This is a genomic window from Vibrio sp. FE10 (genome assembly GCF_030297155.1).
GTDB lineage: Bacteria > Pseudomonadota > Gammaproteobacteria > Enterobacterales > Vibrionaceae > Vibrio > Vibrio apostichopi.
Window position 1 is genome coordinate 3,475,705 of the sequence record NZ_AP028067.1, and the last position, 21,893, is coordinate 3,497,597.

Below are 21,893 nucleotides of genomic sequence, written 5' to 3' on the forward strand. Positions count from 1 at the left end.
ATAGTTACATCTCATATCCACATCGTGTGGCATTGGTTTACTTCAGAGCCAGCCTAACGTTGCGCTTATGCCAACAACCTAAGCCATCTGGAAGAGTTTCATTAATCTGAACGTACTGGCTCGTCACCTTAGTCACTCGGCCATTGTTGAGGCCGATAAACTGGCCCTTCTTCACATTCACCACGTTGCCCCTTGGTGTTTGCACTAAACCAAACACACTTGAGCCACTGCCCATCACGCCTCTTAAACGCAGCTTACTCAGCGGGTACTTCTCTAGCTTGCCATTGCGAGAGCGTGCGCTCGGTTGCCAACAGTCTTTCTTAACCAGAGGTTGGTTTTGCACAATGGCTTCTTTGGGAAGTTCAAAGGGAGGGCGAAATGCTCTTCGCTGATAGTTAGCGGCTGTAAATTCCGTTGCAGGGACAAGTTGCTCAACCTCTTTTTTTGCTTTGGCTTCAACTTGCATCACAAAGTCTTCTAACGAATCTTGATTGGCTTTACAGCCCGTCAGCGCGAGTAATAACAAGGTTGAATACAACGCTCTATTGGATTTCATCATCTACCTCCGGTTTAAACTGGTAGGTATAAGCGCGAACTCGAAAGTGCAACGTGCTGCTTTCTTGACTGACTCGCTGCCAATTCACATCATCGAAGCTAATAATGCGCGGCAACTTTGCTATGGCTGCAGAGAAGTCGCCAATCTCGTGGTAATCACCGGTTAGCTCGATATTGAGCGGTAAGCGATAAAGAAATTCTTTGTTCTGCTTTTGTCCCCAATCAATTCGAGTAAAGGTCAGCGCATTATCCAAACCAAGCTCATTAACAGAAGCCAACATACTGGCGAGCTCTTTTTGAACGGGCAGCTGCTCTAACAGGTAATCGTAGCGACTGGTTAGCTCATCCAACTGACTCTGAAGTTTCGGTAGAGCGGCGACCTTATTGGCTTTAATCCTTAAAGTGGCTTTCAAGGTCTGCTCTTGCTGCTTCAATTGTTGCAGTTCATCACCCATTGGCATGATATAGAGCCAAACGCCAACGCCTTGAATCAATATCATCAGCAACAGAACCACTGCTAATTGAGGCAGTAACGGCCATTCAGTAATCTCATCAACATCGAGGTCTTGCAAACTGACCATATTTTGAAAACTAGCCATGGTTCGCCCCCTTGTCTTTTATCTTCGCGGTTGTGCTCTCTGCGGTTGTGTTGTCTAAAGAAACAGGACTAAACACAAAAGAGACCTTGAAGGTCTGGAACTCCTTATTGAAGCGCTTGCGGTTATGAACAATAGAATGCATCTCGACACTTTCAAGTGACTCAGATCGCTCCAAGTTATCCAACATAGTCGCAAGGCGAGCGGTGCTGTCGCTGATGCCCGACATTTCAATCTCCTGACCATTCATCTTTATCTTGTCGACATAGACGCCCTCAGGAATCAGCTCCGGCATTAGGTTCATAAAGTCGGTGGTCTTGTTACGACCAAGCTGTAAGGATTCCACGACGTCGAGTCGAGTCAGGATCGCTTTATGTTCTTGCTCCGCGACTTTCAGTGATTGGATTTGACGGTCGAGCTGGGCAATGTATTGCTTTAGGTAAGTAAGGCGAGCTTGCTGCTTGTCTTGTTGGTCATGAAAATAAGTGCCAACGGCCCATTGTCCTGCAAGCGCAAGGATTCCTCCGAGCACTATGAGATGGATAAAACGCTTCTTATGCTGAGCTCGAATTTCATCACGCCAAGGCAGCAGGTTAATTTGATGCAACATGCTTTTCTCCCTGCCACTTGAGTCCACTCATCGCCATACCAGCCGCAATGCCAAAGTGTTGCCAGTCCATGGGTAAACGACGTTTCTTCGCGACCTTATTTTCAAACAACGACAAAGGATTCAGCGATTCACAACTTAACTGAAAATGTCTTTGTAACTCTTCCGTCAGCATTGGCGTGCTGGCTCCTTCGCCCATCAACCAGATCCCGGATATCGGCTGAAGTGCATTCACCGAAGAATAAAGTTGTAACTGACGCTTGAGCTTTTCGATCAAATTAACAATAAACCGATGTGTATCTTCAGCCGTGCCGAACACGCCCTCTATATCACTTGGGTTATCAGCAGCGCGAAGATCTTGAGTACCAAAGGCGATGTCTTTATAGAAGGGTGCCGAATCCTGCGGGATAATCCCGAGCGAGGTTTGGTCGATTCCGATATCGACCAATAGCCAATTCTTTTTTTCTGGGTACAGTCGAGAAGCTAGCTGCCAAATATTGAGCAGGCCGTGCGCTTGAGTGTCGACGACGACAGGTTTAAAGCCGGCTTTATTTAAAGCATCCGCCCGACTCTCCACCACCTCTTTGCGAGTGGCGTACACCTGATAACTGCTTGTCGATCCTTTACCAAATCGTTTGTCTTCCAGCTTTACAAAATCTAAACTCAGCTCCTCAATAGGAAAGGGAGATTGGTGAGCAAAGGTTTGATAGATCGAAAACTCTTTTTCTCTGTCTTCTAATTCACTCTCTATTTGCAGTACTTTGCTGATCACCGTGTTATCAGGTACCGAAATGGCGACGTTGCGGCAGCCAAAAGGCAGTCCTTTCCTAAGTTCTTTGAGTTTCTTAACAGTTTTCTGATACTCCAGAGTATGGTTAGCTGTAAAAATGTCGTCCGAAATCGGCAGCTCTTTGTATCCCACTAAGGCATACAACTCCCCAACGGGTTTTAGGACCACAGCTTTGATGCTGTGATGATTTATATCTATACCTGTAATTAATGATGAACCCATGTGACCTAGCTCCTGAAGTGCCAAGCATTTCGTTGATTATCTAGGGGTTGTGATTATTAGTTAAATAAGCGTTAATAAACGAAAGCTAAGTTTTTAACCTAGAGTACAAGGGTTTGCTGCTTATCAGCCTTAACTAATCAGGGATTATCCGGTGAAGTTCATAAAGCGATTATTCATATTTACATTGATTTGCATGATTCTTGGAGTCAGTACAATTTTCGGGTTTTATTATTACGTAAAACCCGAGTTGCCTGATGTTGCCACTTTGCGTGACGTAGAACTCCAAACCCCGATGCAAGTCTTCAGTCAAGACGGAAAATTGATCTCTCAATTTGGTGAAAAGCGTCGCAACCCAGTGACTTATGACGAGATACCTCGCCACCTGGTTGAAGCATTAATTGCTACCGAAGACAGTCGTTTCTACGAGCACCCGGGTATTGACCCAATTGGTATTACTCGTGCTGCGATCGTGGTTGCGATGTCAGGATCTGCAAAACAAGGTGCGAGTACTATTACTCAGCAACTAGCGCGTAACTTCTTCTTATCTAATGAGAAAAAGATCATGCGTAAGATCAAAGAGATCTTCATTGCGATCCACATTGAGCAATTGCTTAGCAAAGAAGAGATCATGGAGCTGTACGTAAACAAAATCTTCCTAGGCCACCGTTCATATGGCTTTGGCGCTGCTGCACGCGTTTACTTTGGTAAAGACCTACCGGAACTGACCCTGAGTGAAATCGCTACGCTTGCTGGTATGCCAAAAGCACCATCAACCATGAACCCTATCTACTCTCTTGAGCGCGCGACAAACCGTCGTAACGTGGTATTACGTCGTATGTTAGACGAGCAATACATCACTCAAGAAGAGTACGATGAAGCGCGCAATGAAGTACTTATGTCCAAATACCACGGTGCTGAAATTGAACTCAGCGCACCGTATGTTGCTGAAGTGGCACGTGCTTGGATGGTGGAACGTTACGGCGAAGCTGCTTATACGTCAGGCATGAAGGTCTACACGACCGTTGATTCAAAACTGCAAAAAGCCGCTAACCAAGCCGCGATTAAAAACCTACTTGGCTACGATGAACGTCACGGCTACCGTGGTGCTGAAAAAGTATTGTGGCAAACCGAGCAATCAGCTTGGGATCATGAACAAATCGTTAAGCACCTTAAGTCTCAACCAACCTACGGTGACCTTGTCCCTGCCGTTGTGACGGACGTTGATTCGAAAAGTGCACAGATCTGGGTTAAGAACCAAGGCGAAGGCTCTATCGAATGGCAAGGCATGAACTGGGCGCGTAAATTCCTAACGGATAATCGCCAAGGCCCTGCCCCATCTCAAGCAAAAGAGATTCTGGCAGTCGGAGAACAGATCTGGGTTCGCCATGAAGCGGTAACAGGTGACGAAGTCTCTGAAGAACCAACAGAAGAAGCAACGACGGAAACTGAAACACCTGTTGTATGGCGACTAAGCCAAGTACCAAATGCGAACACCGCTTTTGTTGCAATGAACCCGAACAACGGCGCAGTACTGTCGATGGTGGGTGGCTTTAACTTTGTTCACAACAAATTCAACCGTGCGACGCAATCTATTCGTCAGGTTGGTTCTGGTATCAAACCATTTATCTACTCAGCGGCGATTGATAAAGGCCTAACGTTGGCATCACTGATCAACGATGCGCCTATCAACCAATGGGATAAGAGCCAAGGTACAGCATGGCGACCAAAGAACTCACCACCGACTTACGTGGGTCCAACTCGTTTGCGCATTGGCTTAGCGCAATCTAAAAACGTAATGGCCGTGCGCGTATTGCGTGAAGTGGGCTTAGATGACACACGTAACTACCTAACACGCTTTGGCTTTGATATTGACGAAGTACCTCGCTCTGAAACTATTGCTCTGGGTGCAGGTAGCTTAACGCCAATGAAAGTAGCGCAAGGTTACTCAGTATTCGCTAATGGCGGTTACTACGTTGAACCTTTCTACATCAGCCACATTGAGACACCATTTGGTGAGACAGAATTTGAAGCAACGCCAAAAGTGGTGTGTAAAGATGATTGCCAAGAGCAAATCACCACAGACCCAATGGCAGACGAGTTTGCTGAACATGATGTTGACGCTAAAGTGCAATACGCGCCTCAGGTTATCTCTGCGCAGAACGCATTCCTTGTTCGTGAAATGATGTACAGCAACATTTGGGGTGGCGGTGACTGGAGCCAAGGTACAGGTTGGAACGGTACAGGCTGGCGTGCTCAACCGTTGAAGCGTCGTGACATTGGCGGCAAAACCGGTACAACCAATGATTCGAAAGATACTTGGTACAGCGGCTACGGCCCTGGCATGGTTGCAACGGTATGGGTTGGTTTTGATAACCACAACCGTAACCTAGGCAGAACCAAAGCGAACTCGAACCTTGGTAAAAACCAGATTACAGGAGCAGAAGCTGGCGCGAAAACAGCAGAGCCTGCATGGGTTGATTTTATGGGAACGGCGTTGGCCGGTGTCCCTGCACAGCGTAAAGAACTGCCGGAAAACATCGTCCGAGTTCGTATCGACCGTGAAACTGGCTTACTGACCAACAAGTTCGATAGCTCATCAATGTTCGAGTACTTCGAGAAAGGCACTGAGCCAACCGAGTACATCACTGAACGTTTCAATGACGACATCTACTCAACGTCATCAGGCGAAGCAGTAGAAGAGCTGTTCTAGTTAGGGTTTGTTGAACCTAGTAAGATGAACCAACAAAAAAGGGTTGATATGAATTCATATCAACCCTTTTTTATATCTATAATCTGATCTATCTACGATTTAAATTAAATGGCTAAACAGCTTTATCTAATTGAGTTCTGATAGCCTCAGCCAATTGCTCAAAGCGCCCTTTTAACGGAGAACCCGGTCGGTAAGCAACAACAATGCGACGTGACGGCGTTGGATTCACTGCAGGCACATAACACACACCATCTTTCTGCTTTTCCTTCGGTACCGATAGCTGAGGTAATAAAGTAATACCCGCCCCTGCCGCGACCATATTGCGTAGCGTTTCTAAGCTGGTCGCTTTAAAACGTTCATCATCTTTTGCACCCGCAGCAAAACAGAAGCCCAAGGCTTGGTCTCGTAAGCAGTGACCATCACCTAGCGCAAGTACAGTTTGTCCATTTAATTGCAACATATCGACAGTGTCCTGCTGAGCCCACTCATGACCACACGGTACAGCAACACTTAATGGCTCGTCATAAACATCTATTTCTTTGAACGCAGCCGTTTCATCAACCGCAGCTAATACCAAGCAATCGAGTTTGCCATCTTCCAACTGGCTCACCAATTGATGAGTCTGCGCTTCATGCAAGTAAAGCTCAAGATCGGGGAAGCTCTCTTTTAGGTGAGGAATGATTTTAGGCAGAATGTATGGGCCAACGGTCGGGATAAAACCAATGTGCATTGGCCCCGTCATCGCTTCACCGTGTCCACTCGCCATATCTTTAAAGGTCTTCACCTCGTTGAGAATGCGTTTGGCTTGCTCAACAAGTTGTAAGCCTGATTCTGTAAATATTACCTTTCTTGGACTACGCTCGGTTAACTGAAGACCGATTTCATCTTCGAGTTTGCGTATCTGCCCACTCAAAGTAGGTTGACTGACGAAGCACGCCTCTGCCGCTTTTCTAAAATGCTTATGCTCTGCGAGCGCCACCAAATATTCAAAGTCACGAATGTTCATGATCAGTCTCTTATCTAAAGTCTTAATCGAGACATTTTACAATAAAACGCTCTTGATAGAATTTACCTATCAAAACCATAACATCAAACGATTAGAGCTATCAAAGGATTTATCTAATAATGGGCTCAACGAAACGAAACAGAGCAAAGAAAAACGTTAAGCTCTGATAGAACAAAATTAAAAATACTATTTAAGGAAATCAATATGTTTGCATCTAAAGAAGGTCAATCAATCCCTCAAGTAACATTCCCAACTCGCCAAGGCGATGCATGGGTTAACGTAACGACGGAAGAGCTATTCAAAGACAAGACAGTTATCGTATTCAGCCTACCAGGTGCGTTTACACCAACATGTTCTTCAAGCCACCTACCTCGTTACAACGAACTGCACTCAGTGTTCAAAGAAAACGGCGTTGATGACATCCTTTGTGTTTCTGTAAACGACACGTTCGTAATGAACGCATGGAAAGCTGACCAAGAAGCTGAAAAAATCACATTCATCCCAGATGGCAACGGTGACTTCACAGACGGCATGGGTATGCTAGTTGAGAAAAACGACATCGGCTTTGGCAAACGTTCATGGCGCTACAGCATGTTGGTTAAAAACGGCGTGGTAGAAAAAATGTTCATCGAAGAAGACGTACCAGGCGACCCGTTCAAGGTTTCTGATGCTGATACTATGCTTAACTACCTTGCTCCCGAGCACAAAGAGCAAGAGTCAATCACAGTATTCACTAAGCCAGGCTGTCCTTTCTGTATGAAAGCGAAACAGAACCTAATCGACAAAGGTCTAAACTACGAAGAAGTGGTTCTAGGTAAAGACGCAACAACAGTAAGCCTACGTGCAATCTCTGGTCGCACAACAGTTCCTCAAGTATTCATCGGTGGCAAACACATCGGTGGTAGCGAAGAACTAGAAGCTTTCCTAGGTTAATCACTTAGTCGCTAATAAGCGCTTAGCAATTAAACAACCTAAGTAATTAAATAGCTTAGTAATACCAGCTAACCCACCCTCTTGTGGGTTAGCTATTCCAAACCACTCTTATCTGAGCTTTGGAAAAAGATACAGCTTCTGACTCGCCAACGTTTAACTAACCTATAGTTAGTAACAAGAAGCAGTTAGTAACAAAAAGCTGAATCACAAGCTAAACCTAATAAAACAGAATCACAAAACTGACCCGCAATCCTGACTCTCAAAAAATCATCAGAGTTGGAAGGGTTCGTTCACACTAAATTTAGCCATTGCGAGAAAATTATTATGAAACAAGTCAATGTAGATGTAGCAGTTATCGGGGGCGGTACGGCAGGTCTAGGTTCTTACCGCGCTGCAAAAGCACACACTGACAGTGTCGTGATGATTGAAGGCGGCCCTTACGGTACAACCTGTGCTCGTGTTGGTTGTATGCCATCTAAACTGCTTATTGCAGCTGCAGAAAGCGTACACCAAATCGAGAAAGCTCCGGCTTTTGGCGTTCACCCACAAGGCGATATCGTGATTAACGGCCGTGAAGTGATGGACCGAGTGAAGTTTGAGCGTGACCGTTTTGTTGGTTTTGTTTTAGAAGGTGTTGATGAAATCCCAGAGCAAGACAAGATCTCTGGCTACGCAAAATTCTTAGACGACAACACGCTACAAATTGATGACCACACGGTTGTAACGGCTAAGCGTATTGTTATCGCGACAGGTTCGCGCCCTGCATACCCTGCCGTTTGGAATGAACTTGGCGACCGCCTAATCATTAACGACGATGTGTTCAGCTGGGATGACTTACCAGAATCTGTTGCTGTATTTGGCCCTGGCGTTATTGGCCTAGAGCTTGGTCAGTCGCTACATCGCTTAGGTGTGAAGACAAAACTGTTCGGTTTGGGTGGTCAAGTTGGCCCAGTAACAGACCCAGAGATCATGGCTTACGCAGATAAAGCCTTCAATGAAGAGTTTTACCTAGATGCTGACGTAAAAATCGAGAGCATGAAACGTATTACCACTGAAGCGGGTGAGGCTCGCGTCGAAATCCAGTTCATCAATAAGCAAGGTGAACTAGAAACCAACATCGTTGAGTATGTGCTGGCAGCAACAGGTCGTCGTCCGAATACAGATAAACTTGGCTTAGAGAATACCTCTCTAGAACTTGATGAGCGTGGTGTTCCAATTGCCGACCACTACACGCTACAAACATCACTGCCATCAGTCTTTATTGCTGGTGACGCAAGTAACCAACTGCCTTTACTGCATGAAGCAGCAGACCAAGCACGTATTGCCGGTGATAACGCAGGTCGCTTCCCTGAGATTCGTGCAGGCCTACGCCGCTCTAAAATCTCAGCGGTATTCTCTGACCCGCAAATCGCGATGGTTGGTGAAACATACAAAGAGATCATAACCCGCTTAGGCACCTGTGGTTGTTTCGCAACTGGTGAGGTGTCTTTCGAGAACCAAGGTCGTTCACGAGTGATGCTACGCAACAAAGGTATTCTGCACGTTTACGGCGAGCAAGGTACAGGCCGCTTCCTTGGTGCTGAGATGATGGGACCAAACGCAGAACATTTGGCTCACTTACTCGCATGGGCACACCAGAAAAAGATGACGGTTTCTGAAATGTTGGATATGCCGTTCTACCATCCAGTAATTGAAGAGGGTGTACGAACAGCGCTGCGTGACCTCAATGCGAAACTTCACCTTGGCCCAGAGATGGTGAAACACTGTCTAGATTGCGGTCCTGGTTGTTAATCTCAGACTATCGTTAGCAATGAGCAAACGCTAGATACTAAAAAGGAAAGCCATTGGCTTTCCTTTTTGTTTTTGCTTGTATCTAAAGACTTAGCAATTACTTCTCAGCGGCAATCACAGAGATCTCAACAAGTAGCGCTTCACGAGCCATGTCGCCAGTAACACATGCGCGAGCTGGAGCATGACCTTCAGGAACCCATGCGTCCCATACTGCGTTCATTTCTTGGAAGTCTTTCATGTCTTTCAAGTAAATCGTTGCTGACAGCATGTGCTCTTTGTCGCTGCCTGCTTGTTCAAGTAGAGCTTCCACTTTATCTAGCATCGTCTGTGTTTGTTCTGTGATGTCTTTGGTTGCATCAGCACACACTTGGCCACATAGGTAGATAGTACCGTTGTGTTTAACAATACGGCTCATGCGTTGCTTAGTTTCTTGGCGCTCAATCATCGATCTTCTCTCTCTATGTCACCGTGATCCAATATCTTGTGACGTGGTATTATCTAGGCAACAAGCATAACGCGAATTAAGCCTAAGATGACATGTGTTCATTGCAATAAAAATGAAAAAATCTTCAACAAACTCGGTCGCTGCCAACGTTGTATGAACCAACTAATGGTGTTGTCGCTAGTAAGTTGGGGAGCATGGTGGTTGTTTTTCAGAGAAGACCCGAAAACCATCAATGCCATCGCCTTGATGATGGCCGCGTTGGCATTCAGTAGTTTGCTGTCACTGCATTGGATAATGAAGTTTTTGGTGCTGCCTTTAAAGAATAAAAAGCGTTAGCAGAGAGACTTTGTCAGATAAACGATAATGGCTAGATGCCCGATTCAATGACCCGATAGTGCTTCGATTTAGCGACCCATCATTATTTCCCAAACAGCAGATAGAAAAAAGCCCCAGAACCAATCGATTCTAGGGCTTTCTTAGAAAATTCTAAGAAAAAGCAGTGGTACTTTAATAGACCGGACTTTTCTTAGTTTGTTCCCAAAAAAGATCAGATTTTTGATCTTTTTTTTAGGAGCTATAAAATCAATGCCTTATGCAACATTCACCTTAGCGATAATCTGCTCTACCAAGTTCACTTCCAACGCCACTTCATCACATGCATGTTGACGAGGACACTGGTCACAATCTTTCAATACCTTTTCAGGTAGCAGAGATTTCGATGTCGGTAAGAAGTCATGCTTCATAAAGAACTCAGGAGTACGAGTCAGTACAAACACTTTCTTGATTGCCATTTGGCGAGCCTTCTCAACAAGGTGTTGCACGATTGCAGTCCCCTGCCCTTGACCTTGCCAACCAGCTTCAACACCCAACGAACGAATTTCCGCTAAACCGGAGTCATACACATAGAGTGATGCACAACCTGTTACTTCGCCATGATGCTCAGCGACCGCAAACGAGCCAATATCACGCACCAGTTCATTACGAGAACGAGGTAGGTTTTCACCGAGGTTAGCCCAATAAGCCACCATGCCTTCCAGCGACTCGATATCGGTCAAACGAGCCGGACGAACTTTAACGATGGAAGTATCACGCTGTGATAAACGCTTCTCAGCTTGGTCAACCGCGTAAGCGACTTGCTTCGGTGATACACCACCTAGCGCGCTACGTTTCTCAAGACACGATTCAATGGTCAAGATGTCATACACATCATCTTCAATCACCTCAGAGAACTCTTTCATCTCCGCGATGGTTAATTCTTCTAATGCGCAGCCTTTAGCAATAGCAGCAACTACCGTCACACCAACAATATGGTGAGCTTCACGGAAAGGAATGCCTTTCGCTACTAGGTAATCAGCCAGTTCTGTTGAGTTTGCATAACCTTGCTTCGCCGCTTCAAGCGTACGTTCACCGTTCACTTTAATGCCGTCAAAACAAAGAGCAGCCATTTCCATACAATCATTCCAAGTATCTAAAGCGTCAAACAGACCTTCTTTATCCTCTTGCATATCTTTATTGTAAGCCAAAGGCAGTGCTTTCACTGTCATCATCATTGCGGCTAATGAACCGTATACACGGCCAGTTTTGCCACGGATAAGCTCTAGCGCATCCGGGTTTTTCTTTTGTGGCATCAGAGATGAACCTGAAGTCACAGTATCTGCTAATTCGATGAAGTTCGACTCACCTGAGTTGTAGAAAATCATATCTTCTGCAAGACGTGAAAGGTGAAGCATTGAGATGGATGCGATCGACATCAGCTCCATCACATGGTCACGGTCAGAAACTGAATCTAGAGAGTTACGCGTTGCACGACGGAAACCTAAGTTGTGAGCTAACTCTTCACGGTCCATCGGATAAGCGGTTCCTGCAAGGGCACCAGAACCCAGCGGACATGTATCTAGACGCTTAATCGCATCATTCAAACGAGAATAATCACGCTCAAGCATTTCAACGTAAGCCAAGCACCAGTGAGCAAAAGTTACCGGCTGAGCACGTTGTAAGTGAGTGTAGCCAGGAAGCACGGTTTCTTGATGCTGAGAAGCAACATTCACCATTTGGCTTTGTAGACGATCAAGCGCGAGTAGCAGTTGATTACCTTGCTGACGACACCAAAGTTTAAGGTCAGTCGCTACTTGGTCATTACGAGAACGGCCAGTATGAAGTTTTTTGCCCAAATCACCGACTTTGCCGATAAGTTGTTGCTCAACCCAGCTATGAATATCTTCTGCATCAGAACGTAAGATCTGTTCAGGGTCTTCCATCACTTCGAGTTTTAGCTCGTTCAGTGCAAGCTCTAGTCTTTGTTGTTCTTCTTCTGTTAGAACATTGACCGACTGAAGAGCCTTTGACCAGGCAATAGAGCCCACAATGTCTTGCTCAGCCAATCGGTAATCAAAACGAAGAGAATCGTTAAAATCTTTGAACCGCGTGTCTGCTGCTTGGGTAAATCTACCGCCCCATAATGCCATTGTGTATCTCCTAATTGCACAGTGCTCACTGTTTTTGCAAATGATAATTCTGATTAAGATTCAGTATTTTTCTGATGGTTTAAACTTACGGCAATTCAAAATGAAAATAAAGTATTAATTCATTATTTTCACATATTTATTCACCAAAAGATCATTCCATTGATTATTTTCAGCGTGGAGCGCGAATTATATGCCATTCAACGGTAAAAGCTGAAGCTGATTTATTAAGCGAATAGAAAACAAAAAGCCCATTCACTATTTAGTAGTAAATGGGCTTTGCATAATAATGTCAGTTTACTGGCCTTTAATCTTCCGCTAAAGGCTAGATCGCTAACTCATTGTTAGGATTACTTTTGGCTATTCAAAGCACGGATACGGCTTGATAGCGAGTAAAGACGGATGAAGCCTTCAGCGTGGCTTTGGTCGTAAACTTCATCTTCACCAAAAGTAGCAAACTCTTCTGAGTACAGGCTGTTGTCAGAACGCTTCTGAGTCACCGTTGCATGGCCTTTGTAAAGTTTGATAACCACTTCACCATTCACGTCTTGTGCTAGCTCATCTGTTGCTGCAAGAATTGACTTACATAGAGGAGTGAACCAACGACCGTCGTATACAAGGTGAGAAGCTTTAACACCTAGCTCTTCACGGAATTCGAATGCCGCTTTATCAAGAACCAGTTGCTCTACTGCACGCAGTGCTTCCATCATGATTGTGCCACCCGGAGTTTCGTAACAACCACGAGACTTCATACCAACAAGACGGTTTTCTACGATATCGATACGACCAACACCGTGCTTAGCACCTTTCTCATTTAGGTAAACCAGTGCGTTGTATGGCGTCATTGTTTCACCATCAACCGCTACCACTTCGCCTTTTTCAACTTTAAGCGTCACTGTTTCAGATTCGTTTGGTGCTTGCTCTGGGTCTACAGTCCAAGCCCAGCAATCTTCATCCGGTGCGTTCCATGTATTTTCTAGCACGCCACCTTCTGTAGAGATGTGCCATGCGTTTGCATCACGCGAGTAAATCTTAGTAAGAGAAGCGGTACAAGGGATGTTACGCTCTGCTAGATAGTCTAGACACTCTTCACGGCTCACTAGATCCCACTCACGCCAAGGTGCAATTACGTGTAGATCCGGTGCTAGTGCAGCAAATGCGCCTTCAAAACGAACTTGGTCATTACCCTTACCTGTACAGCCGTGACATAGAGCGTCAGCACCGACTTTACGTGCAACTTCAACCTGAGCTTTCGCAATGATTGGACGAGCCATTGAAGTACCTAGCAGGTATTTACCTTCGTAGTAAGCGCCAGTTTTTAGCGTTGGGTAGATGTAATCTGCCACCATCTCTTCTTTAAGGTCAGCGATGTAACACTCAGAAGCACCAGATGCTTTGGCTTTCTCTTCAATGCCAATCAGCTCTTCATCACCTTGGCCTACATCAGCAACAAATGCGATAACTTCGCAGTCATAGTTCTCTTTCAACCATGGGATGATTACTGATGTGTCTAGACCGCCAGAGTAGGCTACTACAACTTTCTTTACGTTAACTTTGCTCATTTTCTTTCTCCTAGTTTCCATACTGCACATGGCGGTCAGCGTTGGAAATGACTTCATAATTATATGTTTATTTAGTTTGTCTAAATTCTTTAAGTAGTGACTCGCTGTGAGGCCTACTGAGGTAAAAACTGTGTTCCGATGCTCTTACCTGAAAAAAGTTGTGTCAGTTTGTCTGGGTATCGCCAAGTGGCGACTTCGATTGGTCGTCCGAGGTCGTTAGCGGCTTCTAGTGCGGCTTTAACCTTAACGATCATGCCGTCAGTAATGACTTTTCCGGTGATGAGGTCATCGGCTTGTTGTTGATTAAGGCTTGGAATCAAGTGACCTTTACCATCCAACACACCACTTACATCAGAAAGCAGTACCAGTTCAGCATCAAGTGCGCCTGCAACAGCAACCGCGGCTTGATCGGCATTTACGTTCATCAGTTGGCCTTGCTCTGTCAGACCAATCGAACTAATGATTGGCAATGCACCAGTATTAAGAATGGCTTGCAGGACGGTTGAGTCGCCCGGCTCAGCTTTACCTACAGCACCCAATTCAGGGTTCAGCTCGCTGACTTTACATAAGCCACCGTCTGCTAGGCTCAAACCAACGGCATTGATACCGTCTTTAATCGCCTGACCTTGAAGTAATTTATTCGCAGTACCCGCTAGCGCGCCAGCAATCACTGGGATCTGATCATAAGGAGTAACACGTAACCCTTCTTTCTTAACCGTTTCGAGGTTCAACTTATTCATCAAATCATCAACAAGGTAACCACCACCGTGAACAATCACGATTGGTCGTTGTGCTTGTTGTTGATAAGCAGAGATAGCACCAAATAACTTGCTAAGTGTTTCACCACAAGATAGCGCAGCGCCACCTAACTTTATGATTAATGGTTGATTATTAAGGCTCATATCTAGATTTCCTTACACTAACGCAGTTAATGGCGCAAAACCATAACGTAAATTCAAACACTGCATCGCTTGGCTAGATGCACCCTTTAATAAGTTATCAATCGCTGAAACAACGATGATGTGCTGACCTTGAACCTTCCAACCTAAATCGCAGAAAGGCGTCTGTTCTACATCTTGAATTCTTGGCAATGTCTCTTCGAATAATCTCACTGCAGGTTTACCTTGGTAAGCTTGCTCAAAGGCATCTTGTATCTGTTGTTCTGTCACGCCTTCAGCCAATTTCATGGTGATGGTCGCCAAAATGCCACGCTTAAAGTTGCCGAGGTGCGGAGTGAAAATCACATCACATCCTAAATGTGCAGCCATTTCAGGTTGATGACGGTGATTGAATACGCCATAAGCTTGCAAGCTCACTTCACAGAAGCTGTTGACCATAGTCGCCTTACGACCGGCTCCAGTAACGCCACTGGTCGCGTTAATCACTGGCCATTGGTTCTCATCCAGTAACTTTGCTTCAACCAAAGGCTTAATCGCCAATTGTGATGCCGTTGGGTAACAACCCGCGACTGCAACAAGCTGAGCTTCTTTAATTTCTTGTTCGTTCCATTCAGCTAAACCGTAAGCCGCTTTGTCTAGCCATTGTTCGTGTTGATGTTCAAAACCGTAAAACTCTTGATAGAAGTTTTCGCCTTTAACCCTGAATGCACCTGATAGGTCGAACACTTGGCAATCGTTCTCTAGAAAGATTGGCGCTAGGTCGTGACTTACCTCGTGTGCAGTGGCTAAGAAAATCACATCAGACTGCTTTGCCACTTCTTCTGGATTCGTTAATGGCTGTACTGGCATATCAATCAAGCCAGCTAACTTACCGTGCAGTGCCGCAATAGGTTTACCTGCGTCTACACTATTGGCTGAGACATATAAACCTGATAGCGTGAGCTCAGGGTGTCTGTTTATCATTAGAGCCAGTTCTGCTCCTGTGTAGCCGCTTGCGCCAATGATCGTGGTTTTCAACATCTCAACACATCCATTCTTGAGGTAAGTTACATTTCAAATTTGACTATTCATACTTAATTTTTAGCTTTATTTGATTTCTTATGCATTAAATATGATTTAATATGTGTTTTACCGACTTATGGTTTTCCTGTCAATAGTAGAAGTGAAGTTATTATGCAATTACCGAGTTTTCTTGAGGTCTATAAAGGCCTGATTTCCACCGACTCCATTAGCTCGACCGATCCAAGCTGGGATCATGGCAACGAGAAAGTGATCGAAAAAATGGCTCAATGGTTTAAAGACGTAGGCTTTAGCGTTGAGGTGGTAGAGGTCGAACCCGGCAAGCATAATATGGTCGCAAAGATGGGCTCTGGCGAAGGAGGCTTATTGCTTGCAGGACACAGTGATACCGTGCCATTCGACGAAGGACGTTGGAACTTCGACCCTCACGCACTGACAGAACACAACAACCGCTTCTACGGATTAGGCACCGCCGATATGAAAGGCTTTTTCGCCTTCGTTTATGAAGCTGCGAAGAAGATGGATTGGAGCAAGCAAACCAAGCCACTTTATGTATTAGCAACCTGTGACGAAGAAACCACTATGCTAGGTGCACGTCATTTCACTGAAAATGCACCGTTTAAACCGGACTACTGCATTATTGGTGAGCCAACCAGCCTTGTGCCTATTCGTGGTCATAAAGGTCATGTCGCCAATGCCGTGCGAGTAACCGGTAAATCAGGTCACTCTTCAGATCCAGCTTTAGGCGTCAACGCCATCGAGATCATGCATGAAGTGTTGTTTGCTTTAATGCAGCTGCGTGACAAGTTAGTCAAAGAGTATCATCACCCAGGTTTTGCGATTCCAAGCCCTACTCTAAACCTTGGTCATATCCACGGTGGCGACAGCGCTAACCGTATCTGTGGTTGTTGTGAACTGCACTATGATGTTCGTCCTTTACCGGGCATCAGCTTAGATGGCTTGGATAACATGCTGCGTAGCGCACTGAAAGAAGTAGAAGCAAAATGGCCGGGCAGAATTGAGATTACTCCACTGCACGAACCTATTCCGGGTTACGAGTGTCAGCACGATCATCCATTTATCGGTGGCATGGAATCGGTGTGTGAAACTGAATCTCAAACCGTGAACTACTGTACTGAAGCACCTTTCCTCCAAGAGTTATGTCCAACCTTGGTGTTAGGTCCTGGCTCAATTGACCAAGCTCACCAACCGGATGAGTTCTTAAGCTTCGATTTTATTGACCCAACAATTGATGTTCTGAGTAAATCTATCCGTAAATATTGTTTCTAGTTATTACTTCTCAATCCGAACATTCACATAAAAGCCACCCTAAAAAGTGGCTTTTATTCTGCCATCCCTGATATAGCCGCAATCTTGTAATTAAATTTCACTTTTTCCCTAAGTTTTGAAAAATTTACTTCTCCCGCATTTTTAAACCTAATAATTGCAAACTTAGAATGCTTTATTTGACTAGATACAGCACTTTTCGCTAGATTGTGTACTTAACAAGGAACAATGGATGTAATTTTTTTACGAGGCAGGATGACAATGAACGAGAAATACGCCGCTCTCAAGAGTAACGTAAGCATGCTGGGACGCTTGCTAGGTAACACAATCCAAGATGCACATGGTGACGTTATCTTAGAGAAAGTGGAAACTATCCGTAAACTTTCCAAATCCGCCCGCGCAGGCAACAAAGCTGACCGTGACAGCCTAGTTGAAGAAATCAAAAACCTGCCGAACGAACAACTCACTCCTGTTGCTCGTGCATTTAACCAATTTCTCAACCTCACCAACATGGCAGAGCAATACCACACCATCTCTCGCCACTGTGAGGAGCATGTTTGTGAACCAGACGTGCTGCAATCTCTATTTTCCAAATTAAACCAAAACGACATCAGCAAGCTAGATGCAGCTCAAGCTGTTCGCGACCTGAACATCGAACTCGTTTTGACGGCTCACCCAACAGAAATCACTCGTCGCACCATGATCAACAAGTTGGTTAAGATCAACGAGTGTCTGTCTAAATTAGAATTAAGCGACCTGTCACACAAAGAGCGTGTGAAAACCGAACGTCGCCTAGAGCAACTTATCGCTCAAGGTTGGCACTCTGATGTGATTCGTCAGCAACGCCCAACACCACTTGATGAAGCTAAGTGGGGCTTTGCAGTTGTAGAAAATTCTCTTTGGGAAGCTGTACCTGATTTCTTGCGCGACATGGATGGCCGACTAAAAGGCTACCTTGGCGAAGGCTTACCAATCGATGCTCGCCCAGTACACTTCTCATCTTGGATGGGTGGCGACCGCGATGGTAACCCATTCGTAACGCACACCATCACCAAAGAAGTACTGCGCCTATCTCGCTGGAAAGCCGCAGACCTGTACCTAGGTGACGTGAACGAGCTGATTACCGAACTGTCGATGACCAAGTGTAATGATGCCGTTCGTGAATTGGCTGGCGATGAGCACGAAGCTTACCGTGCCATCCTGAAGAGCCTACGTACTCTGCTGAACAACACGCTAGAAGTGCTTGATGCAAAACTGCACGACGCTGAAGTACCGAAGAAAGAAACACTACAGAACATCGACCAACTTTGGACACCGCTTTACGCGTGTTATCAATCGCTGCACGAATGTGGCATGGGCGTAATCGCGGACGGTTCTCTACTTGATACCCTGCGCCGCCTGAAAGCATTCGGTGTGCACTTGGTTCGTCTCGATGTTCGTCAAGAAAGTACACGTCACTCAGATGTGCTGTCTGAGCTGACTCGCTACCTAGGCATTGGCGATTATGACCAGTGGAGCGAGCAAGACAAAGTCGCTTTCTTAACTAATGAATTAAGCTCAAAACGCCCACTGCTACCACGCGACTGGGAGCCATCTGAACAGGTCAAAGAGGTTTTAGACACCTGTAAGGTCGTTGCTGCTCAACCTCGTGAAGCCTTTGGTGCTTACGTGATCTCTATGGCTCGAACTGCATCGGATGTACTAGCTGTTCACTTGCTTCTGCAAGAATGTGGTTGTCCGTACCGCATGGACGTATGTCCACTGTTCGAAACGCTAGACGACTTGAACAACTCAGAAGCAGTAATGAAGCAGCTAATGAGCATCGACTTGTACCGTGGCTTTATCCAGAACCACCAAATGGTGATGATCGGATACTCTGACTCAGCGAAAGATGCCGGCGTAATGTCTGCAGGTTGGGCTCAGTACGACGCGATGGACAAGCTAGTTAAGGTTTGTGATGAAGAAGGCATCGAACTGACTCTATTCCACGGCCGTGGCGGTACAGTTGGTCGTGGTGGTGCGCCAGCGCACGCAGCCCTACTTTCTCAGCCACCTAAGAGCTTGAAAGGCGGATTACGTGTAACTGAACAAGGCGAAATGATCCGCTTTAAGCTTGGCTTACCAGATGTTGCCGTAAACAGCTTCAACCTTTACGCAAGTGCGATTCTAGAAGCGAACCTTCTGCCGCCACCTGAGCCTAAACAAGAGTGGCGCGACCTAATGGAAGTGCTGTCTCAAGTATCTTGTGAGGCTTACCGTAATGTGGTTCGTGGCGAAGAAAAGTTTGTCCCTTATTTCCGTCAAGCGACGCCTGAACTCGAGCTGGGCAAACTGCCTCTTGGTTCTCGTCCTGCAAAACGTAATCCGAACGGCGGCGTAGAAAGCCTACGTGCGATTCCATGGATCTTCTCTTGGAGCCAAAACCGCTTGGTTCTTCCAGCATGGTTGGGCGCTGGTGAAGCGATTCAATATTCCGTTGACCAAGGCCATCAAGCACTGCTTGAAGAGATGTGTCGCGAGTGGCCATTCTTCTCGACTCGTCTGGGCATGTTGGAAATGGTGTACTCGAAGTGCAACATGGAAATCGCTAAGTACTACGATCAACGTCTTGTTGATAAAGAACTGCTGCCGTTAGGTGAATTACTGCGTGAACAACTGCAGAAAGACATCAAAGCAGTGCTGAATGTAGAAAACAACGAGAACTTGATGCAGAGTGACCCTTGGGGACTTGAATCGATTCGACTACGTAACATCTACGTTGAGCCACTAAACATGCTTCAAGCTGAGTTGCTTTACCGTACTCGTAAGTGTGAAACACCACCAGCAGAGCTAGAAGAAGCGCTAATGGTGACGATTGCGGGCATTGCAGCAGGCATGCGAAACACCGGTTAATTAGTGATTCCTACTATATAACAGACAAAAGGTCGCCTTGTGCGACCTTTTTATTTCAAAAAATAACGACTATTGAGTTTTTTGTCAGTTTTTTGGGTTATTTTGTCCATGTATTCTACTTTATGCTTATTATTTAGATATACTACTGCTCCGCTGCGGAAACACTCCAATAAAATAATCTGCAGCAGTTTGACCAAGAAATCGGTCAACCTAGGTGATAAACGGCTTTATAAGGTGACATAACCAACGACCCAGTTGGTGCTACTTAAACAAAACCAATATAACGTGCCACAAGAAGCACACTTGTTGTTTAAGTATTTGTTTACTGTTTACCATTTGGATTTCAGACATGTCATTACCACACGTAATTCTAACCGTTTTAAGTACACGCGATGCTACTGGTTACGATATCACAAAAGAATTCTCAGCAAGCATTGGTTACTTCTGGAAAGCTAGCCACCAACAAGTTTACCGCGAGCTAAATAAAATGGCTCAGAATGATCAAGTAACTTGCGTGCTTGAACCTCAAGAAGGCAAACCTGATCGTAAAGTTTACTCTATCACTGACGCTGGTCGTGGCGCTCTAGGTGAATGGTTTGAACAACCGACTGCACACCCAACGGTTCGTGATGAATTCTCAGCTAAGCTAATGGCTTGTGCTGTTCAAGCATCTGACCCATACCGTGTACAACTTGCTGAGCTAGTAGAAGAGTCTCGCAAGCTGGTTTCTCACTACAAAGAGATTGAAGCGGCTTACTACGCAACACCATCAACGCTAGACAAGCAAGCGCGCCTTGAGCGTCTAACACTTCGTCGTAACCTACTGATCCGTGAAGCATGGATTGTATGGGCTGAAGAAGTACTGCTTGAGCTTGGTGCTATCGCATAAGCTAGAAGCTAGAAGCTAGAAGCTAGAAGCTAGAAGCTAGAAAAGCAAAAGGCTTGAACTCTTAGAGTCCAAGCCTTTTTTGTATCTATAGGATTTGAAATTTATCGCCGATGGCGTTTTATCAGAACTTTTGAACTATAGCGCAGCAATTTGTGGACGAACGCCTAGCGTATGGCAAAGTGCGTAAGTCATTTCTGCACGGTTTAGCGTGTAGAAGTGGAAGTCTTTCACACCTTCGCGGCTCAGTGTACGAACCATATCAATTGCTTGGCTAGCACCAACAAGCTGACGAGTCGTTGGATCATCATCCAAACCTTCGAACTGCTTCGCCATCCAGCCTGGTACTTTTACGTTGTTCATCGCAGCAAAGCGAGACGCTTGCTTGAAGTTAGACACCGGCAAGATGCCCGGTACAATCTCAACATCAACACCCGCCGCCACACAACGGTCACGAAAACGTAGGTAGCTCTCTACATCGAAGAAGAACTGCGTAATAGCACGGTTTGCGCCCGCATCCACTTTACGTTTTAGGTTAATAAGATCAGATTGAGCGCTCTTCGCTTCAGGGTGAACCTCAGGGAATGCCGCTACCGAGATATCAAAATCATGGCGCGATTTAAGCAGTTCAACTAGGTCAGAGGCATACATCTCTGGAGCACCGCCGCCAGCAGGAATATCACCACGCAGCGCAACAATACTTTCAATTCCATTTGCCCAGTAATCATCGGCAATTTGAATCAACTCTTCACGGCTCGCATCGATACACGTTAAGTGTGGTGCTGCCACTAGGCCCGTTTGGTTTTTGATTTCTTTAATGATTGAGTGGGTACGATCACGTTCACCCGAGTTTGCACCATAGGTTACCGATACAAATTTTGGTTGAAGTGTTTTAAGACGGTGAACAGAGTTCCACAGTGTTTCTTCCATCTTCTCACTGCTTGGTGGAAAGAATTCAAATGACACGTTGATGTTGTCAGAAAGCTCAGCGATATTCTGATTCAAAGCGTCGATATGGCCTGCGTGTGTGTATCCCATCTTACTCTCCCTGTGGCAAAAGCAACCACTAAAAATCTTAAATCCTTCGAACGCCGTTTAGACGTCTATATGTCTGTAGGATGTATTGAATACGATTTAATGTCAACAGATCGATTATGAATTTTTCTCAAGTAGATCGTGAGGAAAACTCAAGTCGTTAGATGGGTCGCAAAGCAGAAATAAGGTAGAAAA

The 21,893-nt window shown here is 45.5% G+C and carries 18 protein-coding genes; 7 read left to right on the forward strand and 11 right to left on the reverse strand.

Annotated elements, in window-relative coordinates:
• Positions 1-37: 37 nt before the first annotated feature.
• The 4 genes from QUF19_RS15635 to pilM are packed head-to-tail and all read right to left on the reverse strand — an operon-like array spanning position 38 to position 2,770.
• Positions 38-556, reverse strand: a complete 519-nt coding sequence (locus tag QUF19_RS15635; protein ID WP_286298909.1) for a pilus assembly protein PilP — start codon at positions 554-556, stop codon at positions 38-40.
• Positions 543-1,154, reverse strand: a complete 612-nt coding sequence (locus tag QUF19_RS15640; protein ID WP_286294857.1) for a type IV pilus inner membrane component PilO — start codon at positions 1,152-1,154, stop codon at positions 543-545. Before QUF19_RS15640 ends, QUF19_RS15635 begins: the two co-directional genes overlap by 14 nt.
• A complete protein-coding gene (locus tag QUF19_RS15645; RefSeq protein WP_286294858.1) occupies positions 1,147-1,761 on the reverse strand; it encodes a PilN domain-containing protein in 615 nt (204 codons plus the stop codon). Before QUF19_RS15645 ends, QUF19_RS15640 begins: the two co-directional genes overlap by 8 nt.
• Positions 1,745-2,770, reverse strand: a complete 1,026-nt coding sequence (gene pilM, locus QUF19_RS15650) for a type IV pilus assembly protein PilM (protein WP_286294859.1) — start codon at positions 2,768-2,770, stop codon at positions 1,745-1,747. The genes QUF19_RS15645 and pilM overlap by 17 nt, the downstream gene beginning before the upstream one ends.
• Positions 2,771-2,921: 151 nt before the next feature.
• Here pilM and QUF19_RS15655 point away from each other — a divergent pair, with 151 nt between their 5' ends.
• A complete protein-coding gene (locus tag QUF19_RS15655; RefSeq protein WP_286294860.1) occupies positions 2,922-5,480 on the forward strand; it encodes a penicillin-binding protein 1A in 2,559 nt (852 codons plus the stop codon).
• 112 nt (positions 5,481-5,592) lie between these two features.
• Here QUF19_RS15655 and oxyR read toward each other — a convergent pair whose 3' ends face one another.
• Positions 5,593-6,486: a DNA-binding transcriptional regulator OxyR gene (gene oxyR / locus QUF19_RS15660; protein ID WP_017108572.1), complete on the reverse strand. Its 894-nt coding sequence runs from the start codon at positions 6,484-6,486 to the stop codon at positions 5,593-5,595.
• A gap of 204 nt (positions 6,487-6,690) precedes the next feature.
• Here oxyR and QUF19_RS15665 point away from each other — a divergent pair, with 204 nt between their 5' ends.
• Both QUF19_RS15665 and QUF19_RS15670 read left to right on the forward strand, forming a co-directional pair.
• Positions 6,691-7,419, forward strand: coding sequence for a glutathione peroxidase (locus tag QUF19_RS15665; RefSeq protein WP_017073712.1), 729 nt, complete (start codon positions 6,691-6,693; stop codon positions 7,417-7,419).
• Positions 7,420-7,743: 324 nt separating this feature from the next.
• On the forward strand, positions 7,744-9,210 hold the full coding sequence (locus QUF19_RS15670) for a dihydrolipoyl dehydrogenase (protein WP_286294863.1): 1,467 nt from the start codon (positions 7,744-7,746) through the stop codon (positions 9,208-9,210).
• A 97-nt stretch (positions 9,211-9,307) separates the two neighbouring features.
• On the opposite strand, the gene QUF19_RS15675 is transcribed toward QUF19_RS15670, so the two are convergent.
• Positions 9,308-9,655 (reverse strand): RidA family protein, encoded by a 348-nt coding sequence (locus QUF19_RS15675; RefSeq protein ID WP_004729674.1) that lies wholly within the window; start codon positions 9,653-9,655, stop codon positions 9,308-9,310.
• 87 nt (positions 9,656-9,742) lie between these two features.
• Here QUF19_RS15675 and QUF19_RS15680 point away from each other — a divergent pair, with 87 nt between their 5' ends.
• A complete protein-coding gene (locus tag QUF19_RS15680) occupies positions 9,743-9,991 on the forward strand; it encodes a DUF3624 domain-containing protein (protein ID WP_286294874.1) in 249 nt (82 codons plus the stop codon).
• 254 nt (positions 9,992-10,245) lie between these two features.
• Here QUF19_RS15680 and argH read toward each other — a convergent pair whose 3' ends face one another.
• The 4 genes from argH to argC form a co-directional block, all read right to left on the reverse strand.
• A complete protein-coding gene (argH, locus tag QUF19_RS15685; protein WP_017086009.1) occupies positions 10,246-12,120 on the reverse strand; it encodes an argininosuccinate lyase in 1,875 nt (624 codons plus the stop codon).
• Positions 12,121-12,467: 347 nt separating this feature from the next.
• Positions 12,468-13,679 carry an argininosuccinate synthase gene (locus QUF19_RS15690; protein WP_009848894.1) on the reverse strand — a complete coding sequence of 404 codons (1,212 nt, stop codon included), beginning with the start codon at positions 13,677-13,679 and terminating at the stop codon, positions 12,468-12,470.
• Between the two features lie 113 nt (positions 13,680-13,792).
• Positions 13,793-14,581 carry an acetylglutamate kinase gene (gene argB, locus QUF19_RS15695; protein ID WP_286294877.1) on the reverse strand — a complete coding sequence of 263 codons (789 nt, stop codon included), beginning with the start codon at positions 14,579-14,581 and terminating at the stop codon, positions 13,793-13,795.
• A gap of 12 nt (positions 14,582-14,593) precedes the next feature.
• On the reverse strand, positions 14,594-15,598 hold the full coding sequence (argC, locus tag QUF19_RS15700; RefSeq protein ID WP_286294878.1) for an N-acetyl-gamma-glutamyl-phosphate reductase: 1,005 nt from the start codon (positions 15,596-15,598) through the stop codon (positions 14,594-14,596).
• Positions 15,599-15,751: 153 nt separating this feature from the next.
• Between argC and argE the strand changes: the two genes are divergently transcribed.
• The 3 genes from argE to QUF19_RS15715 all read left to right on the forward strand — a co-directional run bounded on the left by argE (position 15,752) and on the right by QUF19_RS15715 (position 20,666).
• Positions 15,752-16,888, forward strand: a complete 1,137-nt coding sequence (gene argE / locus QUF19_RS15705; RefSeq protein ID WP_009848891.1) for an acetylornithine deacetylase — start codon at positions 15,752-15,754, stop codon at positions 16,886-16,888.
• A gap of 252 nt (positions 16,889-17,140) precedes the next feature.
• On the forward strand, positions 17,141-19,777 hold the full coding sequence (ppc, locus tag QUF19_RS15710) for a phosphoenolpyruvate carboxylase (RefSeq protein ID WP_286294880.1): 2,637 nt from the start codon (positions 17,141-17,143) through the stop codon (positions 19,775-19,777).
• 349 nt (positions 19,778-20,126) lie between these two features.
• Complete coding sequence (locus QUF19_RS15715) at positions 20,127-20,666, forward strand: PadR family transcriptional regulator (protein WP_017104637.1); 540 nt, start codon at positions 20,127-20,129, stop codon at positions 20,664-20,666.
• 135 nt (positions 20,667-20,801) lie between these two features.
• On the opposite strand, the gene metF is transcribed toward QUF19_RS15715, so the two are convergent.
• Entirely contained in the window at positions 20,802-21,701 is a 900-nt protein-coding gene (gene metF / locus QUF19_RS15720) for a methylenetetrahydrofolate reductase (RefSeq protein ID WP_029223209.1), read from the reverse strand.
• Positions 21,702-21,893 lie beyond the last annotated feature (192 nt).

What these genes read in the sequence shown, in the direction of transcription:
- QUF19_RS15635 (WP_286298909.1), bottom strand. Translation starts at nt 556, where the DNA reads ATGAAATCCAATAGAGCGTTGTATTCAACCTTGTTATTACTCGCGCTG.
- QUF19_RS15640 (WP_286294857.1), bottom strand. Translation starts at nt 1,154, where the DNA reads ATGGCTAGTTTTCAAAATATGGTCAGTTTGCAAGACCTCGATGTTGAT.
- QUF19_RS15645 (WP_286294858.1), bottom strand. Translation starts at nt 1,761, where the DNA reads ATGTTGCATCAAATTAACCTGCTGCCTTGGCGTGATGAAATTCGAGCT.
- pilM (WP_286294859.1), bottom strand. Translation starts at nt 2,770, where the DNA reads ATGGGTTCATCATTAATTACAGGTATAGATATAAATCATCACAGCATC.
- oxyR (WP_017108572.1), bottom strand. Translation starts at nt 6,486, where the DNA reads ATGAACATTCGTGACTTTGAATATTTGGTGGCGCTCGCAGAGCATAAG.
- QUF19_RS15665 (WP_017073712.1), top strand. Translation starts at nt 6,691, where the DNA reads ATGTTTGCATCTAAAGAAGGTCAATCAATCCCTCAAGTAACATTCCCA.
- QUF19_RS15670 (WP_286294863.1), top strand. Translation starts at nt 7,744, where the DNA reads ATGAAACAAGTCAATGTAGATGTAGCAGTTATCGGGGGCGGTACGGCA.
- QUF19_RS15675 (WP_004729674.1), bottom strand. Translation starts at nt 9,655, where the DNA reads ATGATTGAGCGCCAAGAAACTAAGCAACGCATGAGCCGTATTGTTAAA.
- QUF19_RS15680 (WP_286294874.1), top strand. Translation starts at nt 9,743, where the DNA reads ATGACATGTGTTCATTGCAATAAAAATGAAAAAATCTTCAACAAACTC.
- argH (WP_017086009.1), bottom strand. Translation starts at nt 12,120, where the DNA reads ATGGCATTATGGGGCGGTAGATTTACCCAAGCAGCAGACACGCGGTTC.
- QUF19_RS15690 (WP_009848894.1), bottom strand. Translation starts at nt 13,679, where the DNA reads ATGAGCAAAGTTAACGTAAAGAAAGTTGTAGTAGCCTACTCTGGCGGT.
- argB (WP_286294877.1), bottom strand. Translation starts at nt 14,581, where the DNA reads ATGAGCCTTAATAATCAACCATTAATCATAAAGTTAGGTGGCGCTGCG.
- argC (WP_286294878.1), bottom strand. Translation starts at nt 15,598, where the DNA reads ATGTTGAAAACCACGATCATTGGCGCAAGCGGCTACACAGGAGCAGAA.
- argE (WP_009848891.1), top strand. Translation starts at nt 15,752, where the DNA reads ATGCAATTACCGAGTTTTCTTGAGGTCTATAAAGGCCTGATTTCCACC.
- ppc (WP_286294880.1), top strand. Translation starts at nt 17,141, where the DNA reads ATGACAATGAACGAGAAATACGCCGCTCTCAAGAGTAACGTAAGCATG.
- QUF19_RS15715 (WP_017104637.1), top strand. Translation starts at nt 20,127, where the DNA reads ATGTCATTACCACACGTAATTCTAACCGTTTTAAGTACACGCGATGCT.
- metF (WP_029223209.1), bottom strand. Translation starts at nt 21,701, where the DNA reads ATGGGATACACACACGCAGGCCATATCGACGCTTTGAATCAGAATATC.